This is a genomic window from Pseudomonas sp. PONIH3 (genome assembly GCF_002934345.1).
GTDB classification, from domain to species: domain Bacteria; phylum Pseudomonadota; class Gammaproteobacteria; order Pseudomonadales; family Pseudomonadaceae; genus Aquipseudomonas; species Aquipseudomonas soli.
Map to the genome: position 1 here is coordinate 207,958 of NZ_CP026386.1, position 15,214 is coordinate 223,171.

Genomic DNA, 15,214 nt, shown 5'->3' on the forward strand with positions numbered 1-15,214 from the left:
AGGGGTAGCGGCTACTGCGGTGGCTGCCACGGCTCGCCGGTGAGGTAGGCGCGCAGCAGCGCCCGCTGACTCGGCGACATCGAACGCACCACCGGCATGAACAGCGTGGTGCCTTTGTAGGCATCGGCGGTGCGGGCGAGGATCGGCCCCTTCGCCGCCATGATCGCGTCGGGCTGGTTCAGCGGCACGTACCGGGACATGGCGGGGAAGGCCAGGTAGTGAAAGCGCAGGACATTCGGGTACACCTGCTGCCAAGTGATGGTGCTGCCCGTGGCGATGCCGAAGTCGGTGCTGGCGAACTTGCGGAAGTTGGTGAAAAAACTGCCAGCGGCCAGGCCATTGACGGAGTAGCTCAGGGTGACGAACCCGGCCTGTGCGTCGGTACCGGGCTTGACCTTGACCGGGAGGCTGACCGCGAGCTGGCCGGCCTCGACGACCAAGGTATCGGGCACGTCGAGAAAGTCCCAGTTTTCCGGCGCTCCGTAGACCGGGCCGGAAGGGCCGGTGCCGAGCGCTATCTTGCTCAGGGTGGTTACCGGGCCACCCAGGTAGCGGACCTGCAGGGTGATCGACAGGCCGTCGGGGTAGTCCTCGGTATAGACATTGCGCTGGTCGGCGTAGACCCGATAGACCGACTCGCAGGCATGCAACAGGGTGCCGGCGACGGCGCCGGGGGCGTCGACGTGCAGTACTGAGGTTTTCGTCGCCTGCTGCTGGCTGGGGTCGAGCGGCAAGTCGACCAGGCCGCCATACACGTAGTAGTTGCGCATCAGGTCGCTGTTCGGATCGAGCGTGGCCAGGGGTACGGTACCGGCAGTGAAGGTGACCGGCCCGTAGTTGGCGTTGGGCCCGATGGGGCTGGTGATGTCGTCGCGCACGGTCCTGAAGGTCTGCTTGGGTATCAGGTTGACCATGTCGACGCTCAGCAGGCCGCTGCCGGCGAGCTCGGCGTAGGCGGTGCCGCCGGTGCTCTGGTTGACCAGCTGTCGTCCGGGCTGGCAGTTGGCGGGTTCGTTGGCAAAAGCCGGGGCCAGGGTGCCGATGACCCGACCGATGCTCGGGTTCGGGGTATATCGGCCCGCGGCGTAGTCGGCGTCCAGTTGCGCGGTGGTCATCGCCGGGCACATCTCGAACATCACGAAGCGCAACACGATCCCGGTCGCCCCGGGCGCCTGGATGATCGCGCGCAGCCCGGGGCTGTCGCGGTTCCAGCTGACGATGCTGGCGAGCGGGAAGGTCAGCTGGAAGGTGCCGCTCAGGCGGAACGAGCCCGGCGCGTCCATCGACGCGGGCAGCAGCACGCGCTTCTTCACATCAAGGCTGCTGCAGACGGTGTCGCAGCGGATCAGCAGCTGGGTATCGCTGTTGCCACCGATCTGCAGGCCGCCGACGAAGATCTGCGTGGTGGTCGTCGAGGTCGGGTCCAGGTCCACCATCATCGGGCCGGAGTTGGTTGGCTGGCCGGTCGCCGGGTCCAGCGAGCCAAGCAGGTACACCGGTTGCCCCACCAGGTCACCGCTGGTGCCGACGCTGCCGGGGCAGCCCTGCGAGCTGATCATGGCGTTCTGCAGATCGACCAGGTGCTGCCCGTAGTGGTTCCAGCCACCGGCGGTGTAGTAGTCACCCGTCGGCGCATTGAGCATGGCGTTCAACTGGTCGTCGGTGAAGGACTGGGCGCCCGGCGCCAGGGTCGAGGTGGTCAGGTCGAAGATCGGCCACTCGTCGTTGCCATCGTAGGGGATGGTCGGCGAGTTGTTCGGCAGGCTGACATCGGTGCGGATGCCACCCCAGAAATTAAGGCGTGGGCCATTCAGGATGCTCATGGTTCAATCCTCGTCCTTGATGGTTTTGCCCAGGGGCGCATGGGCGAATTTGAACAGGTAGGAGAAGTCGGACTTGTACGGGCTCCTCACCGCCGTGGCCATGGAGTGGCAGTTCATGCAGCTGCTGTTGGGCTGGATGTAGCTTTCCATGGTGACGTTGGCTGACAGTGAGGGCGTCGGCTGGCCCAGCGGATTACCGGGGTTGTCGGGCATCAGCGGGCGCTGGGTGGTGACCAGATGGTAGTACTTGAGCACGCTGCGTTGCAGCCCAGGGTCGGCGCGGTAGGCAGCGTTGACCTGTTGGGTGACATCGGCGATCGGGGTGACTCGGTTCAGCGGGTTGGGGGTCTGGAAGGTGGTGCCGGGCTTGGGCACGCAGACCAGTTGCGTGCCCTGGGTCTGCCAGTCGCAGGGCGACTGGTTGAGGCTCGCGGCGGGCGCGTCGGCGTTGAAGTAGGAATAAGCGGTGCCGGATGCCGGCTGGTCGACCCACTGGCCGCCCACCAGCGCTTTGGGCGGCACGTTGTCGATCTGCTCGAAGGTCGACCAGATCCACTGCGGATAGCCCTTGGCCTTGGTGATCACATGCAGGCCCACCAGGCCGAGGAAGGCCTCGGTCACGCCGTTGCGCCGACCCTGGTCATCGAAGGTGGCCACCCGCGCCAGCATGGTCAGGTAGCGGCTGGCGTTGTCACGGGGGCCGAGGATGCGCCAGCTCGACTTGATCTCGATGACGCCATAAGGGAACTGGATGTTGGCTGCCCTGGACACCACATCGGCGTTGTAGAACTGGTTGGCGACGATGTAGTCGTAGGATGCCTCGTTGGCCGAGATATCGTAGTAGGTCGGGTTGCCGGCCTGGTCGATCAGCCAGCCGCCAACCGCCTGGTCGATGGCGTTGACCAGCGAGCTGTTCTTCAGCGCGGCGATGTTGATGATGCCCAGGCTCCTGGCGCCCTGCGGGGTGTTCCAGGGGCCGGGATTGGCGCCACCGGGCAGGAAGATCTCATCGACGCTCTTGTAGGTCTGCCAGACGGTGTAGCCGGCGTCCCCAGGCTGCCGGGTGCAGTCCGGGTTGCCGCGCTGGCGGTCCTGGGCCGGCCAGTTCAAGGCGATGAACAGCTGCCAGCTGTAGCGATCGAACTGGTCCTGGCTGGCGTTGGCGGCCGGCGCGCTGCTGGGTGGCTGGCAATCGAGCTGGGTGGCCTGGGACGAGGGCAAGGCCTGTTCCCTGGCCAATGCCGGCAGGCTGGCCAGGCCCAGGGTTATCACGGATAAACGCAGTATGGCTTTCATGGCGATCCTTCGTCGTGGCTCAGGGTTTGCGCTGCATCAGTTTGTTCCACTGCGCCTTGTGCCCGTTGCTCTGGCCGGTTGGCGGCTCGAACAGCTGGCAGGGCGGCGGGTTCGATGGGCACATGGCGGCGACCTGCGCCCAGGTCTGGGCCGGGTCGGGCTTGGCAATGCGAAAGCCGGTGTAGTTCTGGCTGACGATCGGTGCGTTGGCGATGCTGGCATCCCCGGAAAAGTAGAACGACTGCGGTTGCCGGTAGGGCGGCTGGCCCGAGGCCTTGTTGTAGAAGGCATAGCCGAACAGGATCGGTCCCTGCGGCGAGTCCAGGTCCAGTGCATAGGCCTGCACGCTGGCGTCCAGGTGCTGGCTGCGGGTGGCGCTGTAGGGCAGGTGCTTGATGAAATCCTGCCGAGGCGGGTGGTTCATCGGCGAGAACATGCAGCAGGCCGGCATGTCCTTGGGCCGGTCCTGCGGGTAGGTGAGGAAGTAGGCCTTGTTGCCCAGGGACACGAACGAGCAGGTGTAGTTGTTGTTCTTGATCGGGAAGATCGGCAGGCAGTACTTCTCGTAGTGCTCCATCATGGCGCCGAAGCCGTCGCCATCGGCTGGAATGTAGGTGGTGTCGTAGTAGCTGGTGCCACGGGACACGGTGTAGTCGGCCGGGGCCAGGGTGGCCGGTGGGTTGCTGTAGGGCGGCGGATTCTTCTGGTAGTTGTGCATCACCCGGTACATCGTCCAGTCGCTGATCCAGTAGGCCGGAAAGAACGGATCGGACGGGTCGCTCGGTGCGCGTTTGGCGATGCAGTTGCCGTTGCTTGCATCGCAGCCCAGGGTGTTGTGCACGCCCATGGTGAAGTAGACGGCGCTGTCGTCGGCCTGGGCGACCAGCGAGGGGCACAGCAGCAGGACAAGCAGCAACAGTCGGTAGAGGATGCGGGTTTTCATGGGACACTCCTGTGAAGTGTGCCGGGTGACAGCCTCGTCACCCGGCAGTCCTGCCGGTCAGCCTTGCGGGAAGTCGCTCATGCTCAGCGGGATGGGGGGGTAGTTGCGTTTCACCAGGGCCTGGGCCCAGAGCTCCAGCACCGCCCGGCGGCTTTGCGGCATGTCCCGAGTGATGGGCATCGCCAGGGTGCTTTCCTCCTGGTACTCCTTGCTGATCAGCACGATCAGCTGGTCGACCGCGCCTTCTATGCGCGCCAGGGAGTTCAGCGGCATGTACTTGTTCATGATCGGGTACATGTAGAAGAACGGCTGCAGGATGAACGGGTAGATGAAGCTTTCCCAGATCAGCTGGCCGGCGTTCTGCTGCTTGTAGACCTGGTTCCAGGCATCGACGAATGCCTGCTGTATCTCCGGCTCCTGCGGCAACACGCGCAGCGGCGCGAGGAAGTCGGTGTAGGTTTGCATCAATTTGAAGCTGAACGGGATCTGCGGCGGCTGCTTGTCCTCATGCACGAAGAAGCGCAAGGTCGGGAAGCCCGGCGCCACGGCCTTGACAGTCAGCAGGGCAACCCCGTTGGCGTCGGTGGTGATCTGCGTGGTGCTGAACTGCACGTTGCCCTTCGGCTCATCCTTCAGTGTGCCCTGGCCCTGGACGGGGTTGGCGAATGCCAGGCTGGGGCTCAGGGCCACCGAACCTGGCGTGGGCAGGTACTGCTGGTAGCTAACCGCTTTCATGTCGGTGGTCGGGCCGGCGGGGTGGACCGCCGTGAGCCTACGGCCCGTGCCTTCGCTCAACTGGCGGGTGAGCGACGGGGTACCGACGAACTGCGGCAGGTTGGGGGTGTTGTTGGCGGGATTGTCCGGGTCCTCCAGGAACAGCGTGAAGTCGGCCGGGTTGCTGAACGCCAGGTAATAGTCGGTGGTGCACATCATGTAGGCGTTGTTGTATTCGGCCACCGTCAGCACGGTACCGGCCGGCGCGGGCAGGCCGTCGTACTGCACCATGATCTGCAAGGTCTTGCTGTCGCCGACGTCGATGAAGCTGGCGCTCTCGACCACTTCGGCGGTCCACATCTGCTGGGTCGCCGCCTGCACGGGGGTGGCGCCTTGCTGCTGCAGCTCCAGCGCTCCGCTTTGCAGCTGTTTCTGCGCCTCGGCGCTCAACGGCAGGTCGAGGATCCCCGAACGTTTGTCGAAGGCTGCCTGCTGATAGTCGTCGTAGCCGAAACCGGCCAAAGGCGTGAACTGCTCGCCCTGGCGTATCCCCAGCTGGTAGCTGCCGGCGTCGAACTTCGCCGCCACCGGTATCTTGGCCTTCGGGTCGAGCGAATAGCTGGGGAACCCATTGAGCAGGTCCAGCGACAGGGTGTCGTCATGCACCTGCGCCGAGATGACCCCCAATGTCATGGATTTGAAGTTCACACCGTCCTTCTGCAACTGTACCGGATCAGCAGGGACCAGCCGTCGCCCGGCCGGTGCCGTGGGGAACTCGTCGTCGAACCACAGGCCCAGGGTGCCGGCGGTGCGGCTGTAGGCGGGGTTGAAGAAGATGCTGCCGACATTGTCCAGGCCTTTCTGGTACATCGCCTGCACATTGGCCAGGATCTTCGAGTCGACGGTGTGGGTGATGATGGGCGGTTGGTCGTTGAAAATGCCGTTCATGTCGTAGCAGGTCAGGTAGGTAGAGAAACGGAACATCAGCCCTTTGGCCTTCTGCTGCTCCATCTGTTGCTGCAGGTTCTGCAGCAGTTGCGAGTTGCCGAGGGCCCAGCTCAGGTTCTCTTTGGGGAAGCACGTCTGCCAGGTGGTGGTCACATAGATCAGGCCACCGAGGGTCGCCCAGTTGAAGTTGAGGAAGCGGTCGAGCATGCGGTGCTCGCGCTTGAGCGTCAGGCCGCACTGGGCGTCGCCAAGTACCAGCCGGTCGAAGTACAGCGCGGTGAAGGTGTTCTGCCAGGGGCTGACGTCGACGAAGCGCGCCGGGGTGGGGGCGTCACTGCCGAACGGGTTGCCGAGCAGGTTGTAGGTCTGGTTGATCAGCGGGTCCTGGCTGACATAGCCGCCACCGGGCAGCTCGCCGCCGGTGATGATGGAGGCGGTCGCCGGGATCGTGGGGTCTGCTGGCGTGTAGTTGACGGTGCCGCAGGCATTGTCGCCAAACAGGTTCCACTCGCCGGGGATCATCACGCTGGGATTCTGCGAGACGTTGCCCGGCACCTGGGTCACATAGGTTGGCGCTTCGAGCAGCACTTGCGGGGCGATGACCCATGGCATCAACTTGCTGCTGGCATTCGCCGGGTTGATTCCGTAGTACTCGAGGAAACGCCAGTTCAGACGCATCTTCGAGGCATCGTAGAGCGGGAACATGTCGTTGTTGTTGGCGGTCGGCGGGCTCCAGAACATATGGCCGCCGAGATAGATGCGCGGGAAGTTCAGTACGCTCATGTCATGCTCCTTAGCGTTGCCACTGGGCGCGTTTCAGCGACCAGACAAAGTCCAGTTTGTTGTACCCGGCGAACTCGGACGCCGGCACTTCGGCAGTCGGATAGACAATCCCGCCTTGCTGCTTCTGGGCGAAATTGAAATAGCCCTTGGTCTTGGAGTAGGCCGCCGTGCCATGGCAGGCGAAGCACGAGGACTGGCTCTGGAAGGCCGACTCGAGCTGGGAGTTGGCCAGCAACTTCGGATTGGTCTCGGACTGAGTGCCGATCAGCTCGTACTGCGCCAGCGCCGGGTACATGGCCTGGAAGGTGGTGTTGGCGGTCTGCGCCGCCGGGGTCGGCCCGGTGCTGTTGCTCATCGGGGTCGGGGGAATCGCGTTGGTCACGGTGTACTTGCCGTTGTTGCGATTCTCGAAGGTGGTCCAGACCCATTGCGGGTTCAGCTTGTTGACCACGTGCAGGCCACTGAGCGCGGCGTAGCCGACCTGGTACTGGCCGTTGTCCTGCTGGTAGTAGGCCTGGGCGATGTAGTAGCCATCGCCTTGCAGTTGCTGCTGATAATCCGGGTCATTGCCGATCCACAGCCAGGCGGCCTTGAGCTCCCAGGCGGTGGAGGGAAAGGCCAGGTTGCTGGTCAAGGCGGCCTGGCCGTTCACGTTGTACACCTGCTTTTGCACGATGTAGTCGAAGGTGTCCTCGCCCATCAACAGCTGGAAACGCACCGGTTGCCCCTGTTGCGCGGTGGGTACCGCGCCGCCCATTTCCAGTATCAGGCCGTCCACCTGCTGCACGGCGTTGAGGTTGTGGAACGTGCGATCGGGGTTCAGGCCCTGGGCCTGGGCGGCCTGCAGCACCGCGGCCGGCACCGGCTCGCTCTGGCCCCAGGGCAGCGGTGCGGCGCCATTGCTCAGGTAGACCTGGTCCGAAGGCTTGAGGGTTTCCCAGACCCGATTGGGGCTGTTCGACTCGACCGGCTGGTTCAGGCAGACGAACCAGTTCCAGCTCATGCTTTCCGGCCCTTGGGCGAAGGTCTGCCGGGCTTGGTCGACGTTGCCGCCAAACTGCATGAACTGGTTGCAATCGAAGGGGGTAGAGCCCTCGGCCTGGGCCAGTCCGGCCAGTGCGCTGAGGACGGTTATTGAGATGGCTCGCCGCATGTAAGCTCCTTGGCTTTGGCCAGGTCGGTGTATGAGTGCCCCAGGAAATGCTGCAGGAGCAGTTGCTTCACCGCGGTCGCCGGCAGGCTGCCCGGCAACGGCAGATCACAATCGGTAATGAGCAGTGGCCCGGTCTGCGCGCTGGCGGGCAGACGGCCGTGGCTGCCACGCACCATCGAGGTGTCGAGCGGGATCAGGTCCATGTAGTAGCGAAAGCCGAGCTTCTTCTGCAGCAGGCGCCGCGCCACTTTCAGCCTGGGGAAGCGGATGGTGGGGTCGATGAACAGCTCCAGCGGGTCGTAGCCGGGCTTGCGGTGGATGTCCACGGTGCGGGCGAAGTCCGGTGCCTTGCGATCGTCGAGCCAGTAGCGGTAGTCGAACCAATTATCGGCGGCGGCTATGGCGACCAGTTCGCCACTGCGCGCGTGGTTCAGCTGCCAGGCCTGCTGCTCGGTCCTGTCCAGCACCCGCTCGATGCCGGGCTGGCCTTGCAACAGGGCTTTGACCCGAGGGATGTCGCGGGCCTGGCGGACGTAGACATGGGCAATCTGGTGGTCGACGACGGCGAAGGCAGCGCTGGCGCCGGGGTCGAGCAGTTCCCAGGTCAGTGACTGGCGCACCTGCAGCAGACCTTCAGCGCGCAGCAGGCGATTGATGGACACCGATTGACTGACTGCCTCGATGCCGTATTCCGACAGCAGCATCACGGCCGCGCCTTGCGTCTTGGCGAAGCCCAGCAGGCGGCCGACCTCGGCGTCGATGGCCTGCACTTCGTGGACGATAGACGGGTGCCCTGGCCCGAGGCGCTGCAGGCAGTAGTCGAGATGGGGCAGGTAGACCAGCTGCAGGTCCGGGCGATCGAGCTGGAACTCGGCCATGGCGCAATCGACGATCCAGCGGCTGGAGGCGATGCCGGCGGCCGGCCCCCAGAACGCCGGGAACGGAAACGCGCCGATCTGCTCTTCGATCCGCGCATGCAGGTTTGCCGGGGACGAGTACAGGCCGAACAGCTTGCGGCCATCGGCCGGATAGTGCGGGCGCGGGGTGATGGCGGCATCGACGTCGGCGTACATGTTGTACCACCAGAACAACTGGCTGCAGCGAAAGCCCGGCAGTTCGCGCTTGAGCGTCTGCCAGACCTTCTCGCCCTGGATCAGGGCGTTGGGTTGCAGCCAGAAACGCACTTCGGCCAGGTCGCGAAAGTACCAGCCATTGCCGACGATGCCGTGCCCGGCCGGTGGCAGGCCGGTGAGGATCGAGGCCTGCACCGTGGAGGTGACGGCAGGGAACACCGGTTGCAGGCTGGCCATCCTGGCGTTTTGCAACAGCCGGTTGATGTGCGGCGTCGCCGAGCCCAGCAGCGCAGGCGTCAGCCCGACCACGTTGATCAGCAGCAGCGGTTGGCGGGGCTGTTCAGAGGGCATCGGCGCAGACCTCCTGTGGGTTGGGTTGCAGCAGGCGACGCTGGCGCAACTGCTCCTCGACCCAACGCAACTCGTCGCTGATGCCCTGTTGCTGCGCAGCGGCGGTGGTGGGTCGCAGTTGCGCAGGCAGAACGCCCCAGCTGTAGGTTTCCACTTCCAGGACGGGGCGGATGTCTTCGTGCGCCGCGAGAAAATCGAAGGTCTGCGCCAGGGCGGCCTGGCTGGCGCCAAGCTCCGGCAGCAGCAGGTGTTCGCTGAACAGCGGGATGTGGAAGTGAACCCGCAACTCCCGGTAGCGCCCGGGCTCCGCCAGGCAGGCAGCGAGCGCAGCAGGCAGGTCCGCCCAGGCGCACAGATGGCCTTGGCTGTCGCGCGCCTGTACCTGGTGCAGATAGGTGGCTTCGGCAAAGCCGCCCAGCACCTCGAGTACCTGGGCGCAACGGCGAATGTCCTGGGCCGGCAGGCGGCAGATCATCGCATTGGAAAGCTGGATCTTGCCGATGGGCACCCCGGCCTGGCGCAGCCTTTCCAGGGACTGCCGGCAGTCTTCGAACATCACCGCCTGGTGGCAGACGTCGAAGCACAGTGCCAGGTATTCATGGTGTGGGTCGCTGGCCTGCCAGTGGTGGAAGAAGGCGACGGCCTGGTCGGTAGTTTGCAGCACGCAGTCCGGCTCCATTTCCAGGCATACGATGATCTTCTTGCCGGTTTCCTGGTGCAGACGGGCCAGCGCCGAGGTGAGCTGGCGCAGCTGTTCCTCGGCACGCTGCTGCAGCGCCGGGCTCCAGTGGGCGGCATAGCCCAGCGGCACGCTGGAAATCACCCCTTGCCGGCAGTCCGGCGGCAGCGCTTCGGCCAGCAGCCGTGCCAGCTCCAGGCTGTACGCCAGCCGTTGCTGCTCGGCCCAGCTGGGCAGGTAGACGGCAGCCTTCACCGCGCCCTCATGGAACTGCCCGTAGGGGAAGCCGTTGAGCGAGGTCAGGCGCAGCCCGCTGCGTCGCAGCAGGTCGAGAAACGCCTGCCGTGCCGGCGCCTGGCGCAACTCGGAAGCGGCGCGGGCGCTGATCCACAGCCCGCTGTCTTGCACGTCGAGCCCGCGCAGTCTGCGCACGCCCTGGAAGTGTTGCTCGATGGAGGCGCGCAGCGCGGCCAGGTCAGGTGCCGGGTGCACGTTGCCGCAGTAGCCGAGCTGCGAGGCGCTCCAACCCCGGCCAGCGCTCATTTGACCACCGGATCCTGGCCGCGCAGGGCCGAGTTTTCCTGCCACTGGCGACGCTGGTCGATGGGCAGCGGGGTGCTGACCAGGGTCTTGTCCAGCTGGCCACTCTGGGCAAAGAAATCCACCGGGTTGTGGAACAGCACCTGTTCGACCTGGGCCTCGCTGAAGCCTGCGGCCAGCATCGCCTGGCCGGTCTTTGGCACCTTGAGCGGGTCACTGATGCCCCAGTCGGCGGCACTGTTGACCACCATTTTTTCCGTACCGTACTGCTGCAGCAGCGCGACCATGCGTTGCTCGGACATCTTGGTGTTGGGGTAGATCGAATGGCCGCGCCAGCAATCGCTGTCGAGCACCAGCGGCAGGGTCAGTTCGTTGAGGTGGTCGATGATCACCAGGTGCTCGGCGATGCCGACTTCGCGGATCACCGCCAGGGTGCGCTTGGTGCCGCCGATCTTGTCGCGGTGTGGGGTGTGCACCAGCACCGGCAGGTTGAATTGCCTGGCAAGCTCAAGTTGCGCGGCGAGAAAGCGGTCTTCCTCGGGGGTGATGTCGTCGTAGCCGATTTCACCCACCGCCACCACGCCGTCCTTGACCAGGTAGCGCGGCAGGACCTCGAGTACCTCATAGGCGATCGACAGGTCGTTGGCCTCCTTGGGGTTGAGGCCGATGGTGCAGAAGTGATGGATGCCGAACATGCTGGCGCGAAAACGCTCCCAGCCCAGCAGGGTGTCGAAGTAGTCGACGAAGCTGCCGAGGCTGGTCCTGGCCTGGCCCTGCCAGAACGCGGGTTCGATCACCCCGGTGATGCCGGCGGCAGCCATGTTCTGATAGTCGTCGGTGGTGCGGCTGACCATATGGATATGCGGGTCGAAGTACTTGGGCATGGTGAATCCTCGTCAGGGAGAAGGCATCGTCGGGTATCAGGTGGCCAGGTGCTCATGCCAGCCGCGGGGCAGACATTGCTGGCGGCAGAGGCCGAGCAGCCGCTGGTGCTGCGCCGGGCTGAGCAGGTTGAAGGCAATCGCCAGGTACAGACCGCCGGAGACCGGGCGCGCGGCAGCCAGCTGCTCATCCAGCAGATCAAGGGCCAGTTGGTTGAGGGTGACGCCCTGACGCTCGCTCAGGCCGCGCAGGCGGCTCACGTCCAGCCCCATGCCGAGCGCTTTGAGCACCAGCTGGTGGAACGCACGCTCCGGGTAATGGCGGGACGGGTAGAGGGTGTCGAGGGCGAGGGCGGCGAACACCTGGCTGTTGCTGGTGCGCCCGGCCTGCAAGGCCAGCTCCAGGCACGCGCCACGGCTGTCGAGCCAGTCCAGGGCCTTGAGCAGGGCGACCTTTTCCTGGTCGTCGCCCCACAGGAACAACTGGCGCAGCAAAGGCAGCTGCCCGGCCTCGGGTTGCTGGTCGAGGACCTGCGCCAGCAGCAGCGCGCGTGCCAGTTGCAACTGGCTCCAGCCCTCATCGTCGGGCATGGCCCGGTCGCCGATGCGGCGCTTGCACTGGCTGCTCAGCAGGGCGGCGGTGTTGGCGTCCGGCGACTGCCCGAGGCGTTCCTGCGCCTGGTGCCACCACTGCAACTCGGCCTGATCGAGTTGCACGATCAAGGCCTGCTGCCGTTCGGCCAGGCAGTCGTGGCGCATGTCCAGCGCCGCCGTTGGCGACGAAGCGATATGACTGTTCATGTCGGTTTGATCCAGCGTTGGAGGTGTGGAAGCAGGAAGAACACCAGGACGCACAGCAGGCTGCCCAGGGGCTGGTCGGCCACCGCCAGCACCAGGGCATCGAACAGCGGCAGGGCCGCCAGCCCCGCGCCGATGAAGGCACGTACTTGCCGGCGCCGCGGATCGGCGAGGTGCAGCCAGTAATGCCAGCCCAACCAGCCCAGCCACAGCAGCAACACCGGCCAGAACCACAGGGTGTCGGCGTAGGCCGCCAGGGCCAGCGGGCTGAGCATCAGCAGCAGGGGCAGGCGGCTGAGCAACTGGTTGAGGTGCTCCTGGCGTGCCAGGTAGGTCAGGCCGCTGATGTACACGCCCAGCAGGATCGCGCACAGCCAGATGGGCTGCGCCGGTACCGCCAGGCTGGCTGCCGCGGTGAGGTACAGTGCCGAGCGGCACGCGCCCATCAACCAGACGCTGTGGACGTGGGTCTTGTGCAGCAGGTTGTAGCCGAGAATGCAGCCCACCAGCAGGGTGACGCTGCCCAGCAGCCAGTGCGGCTGTTCGACCAGGCGGCTCAGGCCGAGCGCCGCGGTCGCGGCCAGCAGCAGCAACCCGTAGATGGCCAGGCGCACCTGCCGCCGGCTGACCAGCCCGAGGGTGATGGGGCGGGCGTTGCTGTGCTGTTGGTCCCAATCGGCGTCCAGCAGGTCGTTCAGCAGCATGCCGGCCAGGTACAGCAGCGACAGCATGGCCAGCAGCAGTAGCCACACCAGCGACGAGGGTGGCGCCAGGGCGCCGGCGCTGCTGGCCAGCAGGGCGGCGGCCAGGGTGTTGGTCCACACCGTGGGCAGGTTGGAGACCCGGCCAACGGTCAGCCAGGTTTTCAGGTCCGGGGCGATCGGGTTCATTGCGCGCAGCCCTCGCCCAGGGTGAGGGGCGCGCGCTGGCTGACCAGCCGCAGCAGCGCCTGTTCCATCAGGGCGTCATCGATCTCGTGCAGGTCGACCGATGTGCCGATGCAGCTCAGCATGGGGATGGACAGCTGCCCGCCCAGGTGCTGGCGAAACTCCTCGAGCCGAAGCAACACTCGCGAACGTCCATGCGCATCTTTCAGGCTCAGCTCCGGCGGGCACAGGTTGAAGCCAAGCCTGAGCAACAAGCTGATGACGCGCTCGCTGTCGGCATCGCTCAACAGACCCAGGGCATTGGCATAGAGCCCGTCGAGGGCCATGCCCACCGCCACCGCTTCACCGTGGCGCAGGCGGTGCTGGCTGAGGTTTTCCAGCTTGTGCGCCGCCCAGTGGCCGTAGTCCAGGGGGCGCCCGTTGCCGCGTTCGAAGGGGTCGCCAGCGCCGGTGATGTGCCCCAGGTGCAGCTCGGCGCAACGGCGGATGGCGTAACGGCTGGCCGGATGATCGAAGTGGGCGAGGGCGTCGGCCTCCCGCTCCATCCACTCGAAGAAGGCGCGGTCCTTGATCAGCGCCACCTTGACCGCCTCGGCCAGGCCGGCAATGCGGTCGCGGTGGGCAAGCGTGGTGAGCAGCTGGAAGTCATTGATCACTGCGCAGGCAGGGTAGAAGGCGCCGAGCAGGTTCTTCTGGCCGAAGGCGTTGATGCCGTTCTTCACGCCGATGCCGGCGTCGTTCTGTGCCAGTACCGTGCTGGGGATGCGGATCAGGCGCATGCCCCGGTGAAAGGTGGCGCAGGCGTAGCCCACCGCGTCCAGCACGGCGCCGCCGCCCAGGGCCAGGACGAAGCAATGGCGGTCCAGCCCATGGCTCAGCATGTCGCTGTACAGCTGTTGCAATACCTGTGCGTCCTTGCTCAGCTCACCGGCCGGCACGGCGATGGGCGCGGCTTTCAGGTTCAGGTCCGCGGCATGGGCGGCAAAGTAGGCGTCGATCTGGCCCGGCAGGTGCGGTGCGCAACGCAGCAGCTGTTCGTCGGCGAACACCAGCACTGTTACCCGACCACGCTGCTGTGCGGTGAGCTGGCGATGCAGGCAGGTGTTGAGCGGATCGAACAGGTGCTCGGTGAACACCACGGGGTAGTCGTAACTGACCGTGAAACGCCCGCGCAGTGGTTCACCCTTGCGCAAGGCCTTGAACAGGCTGTACCCGGCAATGAACAACGCGGGCAGGACCATGCCGGCGAGCAGGGTCACCAGCAGCGCGTTCTGCGCGACCAGGAAGCTGCCGATGGCGCTGTAGGCCAGTGCCAGGCCGGCATTGGCCAAGGTGGTGACCAGGATGAAGGCGCGCAACGGATAGCGCTGCATGCCGGCCGCCACCACCGAGGTTTCCGCCAGCACCGGCACGCCGCGCAGGCAGATCAACGACAGCGTGCCCAGCCGATACGCCAGTTGCCCCGGCTGGCGCTGGTGCAGGCCCAGGCGGCTGGACAGCAGGCGAAAATACCCCGCCCCCAGCGCATACCCCAGCCCGGCACCCAGGCACAGGCCGATGAAGATCACCAGGTAGCCGCCAACGCTGCCAAGCGTCGCCACCGCAAACAGCGCGACCATGCTCGACGGCACGGGTAGTACCACGTCCAGCGCCAGCAAGCCGATCAGCAGCACCGCCAGGGTAAGCATCTGGGCGGGGGTCGAAGGCAGGAAGTGTTCGAGGTGGGAAAGGAAGTTCTGGATCTGTTGTTCGAATAATACAAAGCTGGCGATCACCAGGCCTGAGAAGCACAGTACTGACAACCAGAAATGTTTGCCCGGCCCTCTTTGCGAGAGCGCACGATACCCGCGGTTGCGCTTCATCAAGCGTCCCTCTTGTTATTTGACTGATTTCCGTTTCAGCAATCGAACGTCACGCCAATGGGCGCAAGGACATGGACTCCTCTGAACTTATTGGCGAGGGAGTTGTATTTATGATGTTGGCGAAGACAAACACAAAACTAGTCGGCCGCTTCGCTTTTGCAAGGAAATGTGGGGCGAAGGGTTAGATGAAACACGTGATTTTTATGAGTGCATTAGAATGCTTGCGAATTATTAATCCTGACTATATATAAATAATTAATCTTGAAGCTTGTATGGTTTGGCTGGTGAATGATAATCAATTAATTTGGTCATTATTCTTCGCCTTGCAAGTTCGTAGCTGAAGTCAAGTTAGATAGTCTTCTAACTAGTACGCAGCTATTTAAAATGACGCGTGCTGAGTGAAGGCTCTTTACTCACCAACGGTAATCCTCGCATATACGTCCATGGAGAACATCTGTACTCCAGCTGGCAGGACGCCGCCTC

Annotated in this window: 11 protein-coding genes; all 11 read right to left on the bottom strand. The window is 64.7% G+C overall.

All coding sequences use genetic code 11. The features are described from left to right. Positions 1-11 precede the first annotated feature (11 nt). Genes C3F42_RS00900 through C3F42_RS00950 form a run of 11 tightly spaced genes read right to left on the bottom strand, consistent with a single transcriptional unit; the run spans position 12 to position 14,731 of the window. Positions 12-1,823, bottom strand: a complete 1,812-nt coding sequence (locus C3F42_RS00900) for a hypothetical protein (RefSeq protein WP_104443807.1) — start codon at positions 1,821-1,823, stop codon at positions 12-14. A 3-nt stretch (positions 1,824-1,826) separates the two neighbouring features. After that, positions 1,827-3,119: a hypothetical protein gene (locus tag C3F42_RS00905; protein WP_104443808.1), complete on the bottom strand. Its 1,293-nt coding sequence runs from the start codon at positions 3,117-3,119 to the stop codon at positions 1,827-1,829. Positions 3,120-3,138: 19 nt separating this feature from the next. Beyond that, positions 3,139-4,062 (bottom strand): hypothetical protein, encoded by a 924-nt coding sequence (locus C3F42_RS00910; RefSeq protein WP_094009970.1) that lies wholly within the window; start codon positions 4,060-4,062, stop codon positions 3,139-3,141. Positions 4,063-4,119: 57 nt separating this feature from the next. Continuing rightward, a complete protein-coding gene (locus C3F42_RS00915; RefSeq protein WP_023630891.1) occupies positions 4,120-6,507 on the bottom strand; it encodes a hypothetical protein in 2,388 nt (795 codons plus the stop codon). Between the two features lie 10 nt (positions 6,508-6,517). Then, positions 6,518-7,660 carry a hypothetical protein gene (locus tag C3F42_RS00920; RefSeq protein WP_104443809.1) on the bottom strand — a complete coding sequence of 381 codons (1,143 nt, stop codon included), beginning with the start codon at positions 7,658-7,660 and terminating at the stop codon, positions 6,518-6,520. After that, positions 7,639-9,084 (bottom strand): alkaline phosphatase family protein, encoded by a 1,446-nt coding sequence (locus C3F42_RS00925; RefSeq protein ID WP_104443810.1) that lies wholly within the window; start codon positions 9,082-9,084, stop codon positions 7,639-7,641. The genes C3F42_RS00920 and C3F42_RS00925 overlap by 22 nt, the downstream gene beginning before the upstream one ends. Then, positions 9,074-10,306, bottom strand: a complete 1,233-nt coding sequence (eboE, locus tag C3F42_RS00930; protein WP_104443811.1) for a metabolite traffic protein EboE — start codon at positions 10,304-10,306, stop codon at positions 9,074-9,076. The genes C3F42_RS00925 and eboE overlap by 11 nt, the downstream gene beginning before the upstream one ends. Beyond that, on the bottom strand, positions 10,303-11,187 hold the full coding sequence (locus C3F42_RS00935; RefSeq protein ID WP_104443812.1) for a TatD family hydrolase: 885 nt from the start codon (positions 11,185-11,187) through the stop codon (positions 10,303-10,305). The genes eboE and C3F42_RS00935 overlap by 4 nt, the downstream gene beginning before the upstream one ends. A 36-nt stretch (positions 11,188-11,223) precedes the next feature. Further along, entirely contained in the window at positions 11,224-11,985 is a 762-nt protein-coding gene (locus C3F42_RS00940; protein ID WP_104443813.1) for an EboA domain-containing protein, read from the bottom strand. Then, positions 11,982-12,872 carry a UbiA family prenyltransferase gene (locus tag C3F42_RS00945; RefSeq protein ID WP_038706167.1) on the bottom strand — a complete coding sequence of 297 codons (891 nt, stop codon included), beginning with the start codon at positions 12,870-12,872 and terminating at the stop codon, positions 11,982-11,984. Before C3F42_RS00945 ends, C3F42_RS00940 begins: the two co-directional genes overlap by 4 nt. Then, positions 12,869-14,731 (bottom strand): 3-dehydroquinate synthase, encoded by a 1,863-nt coding sequence (locus C3F42_RS00950; RefSeq protein WP_104443814.1) that lies wholly within the window; start codon positions 14,729-14,731, stop codon positions 12,869-12,871. The genes C3F42_RS00945 and C3F42_RS00950 overlap by 4 nt, the downstream gene beginning before the upstream one ends. Between the last annotated feature and the right edge of the window lie 483 nt (positions 14,732-15,214).

Excerpts from the sequence above, each read along its gene's own strand:
- C3F42_RS00900 (WP_104443807.1), bottom strand. The coding sequence starts at position 1,823 with ATGAGCATCCTGAATGGCCCACGCCTTAATTTCTGGGGTGGCATCCGC.
- C3F42_RS00905 (WP_104443808.1), bottom strand. The coding sequence starts at position 3,119 with ATGAAAGCCATACTGCGTTTATCCGTGATAACCCTGGGCCTGGCCAGC.
- C3F42_RS00910 (WP_094009970.1), bottom strand. The coding sequence starts at position 4,062 with ATGAAAACCCGCATCCTCTACCGACTGTTGCTGCTTGTCCTGCTGCTG.
- C3F42_RS00915 (WP_023630891.1), bottom strand. The coding sequence starts at position 6,507 with ATGAGCGTACTGAACTTCCCGCGCATCTATCTCGGCGGCCATATGTTC.
- C3F42_RS00920 (WP_104443809.1), bottom strand. The coding sequence starts at position 7,660 with ATGCGGCGAGCCATCTCAATAACCGTCCTCAGCGCACTGGCCGGACTG.
- C3F42_RS00925 (WP_104443810.1), bottom strand. The coding sequence starts at position 9,084 with ATGCCCTCTGAACAGCCCCGCCAACCGCTGCTGCTGATCAACGTGGTC.
- eboE (WP_104443811.1), bottom strand. The coding sequence starts at position 10,306 with ATGAGCGCTGGCCGGGGTTGGAGCGCCTCGCAGCTCGGCTACTGCGGC.
- C3F42_RS00935 (WP_104443812.1), bottom strand. The coding sequence starts at position 11,187 with ATGCCCAAGTACTTCGACCCGCATATCCATATGGTCAGCCGCACCACC.
- C3F42_RS00940 (WP_104443813.1), bottom strand. The coding sequence starts at position 11,985 with ATGAACAGTCATATCGCTTCGTCGCCAACGGCGGCGCTGGACATGCGC.
- C3F42_RS00945 (WP_038706167.1), bottom strand. The coding sequence starts at position 12,872 with ATGAACCCGATCGCCCCGGACCTGAAAACCTGGCTGACCGTTGGCCGG.
- C3F42_RS00950 (WP_104443814.1), bottom strand. The coding sequence starts at position 14,731 with ATGAAGCGCAACCGCGGGTATCGTGCGCTCTCGCAAAGAGGGCCGGGC.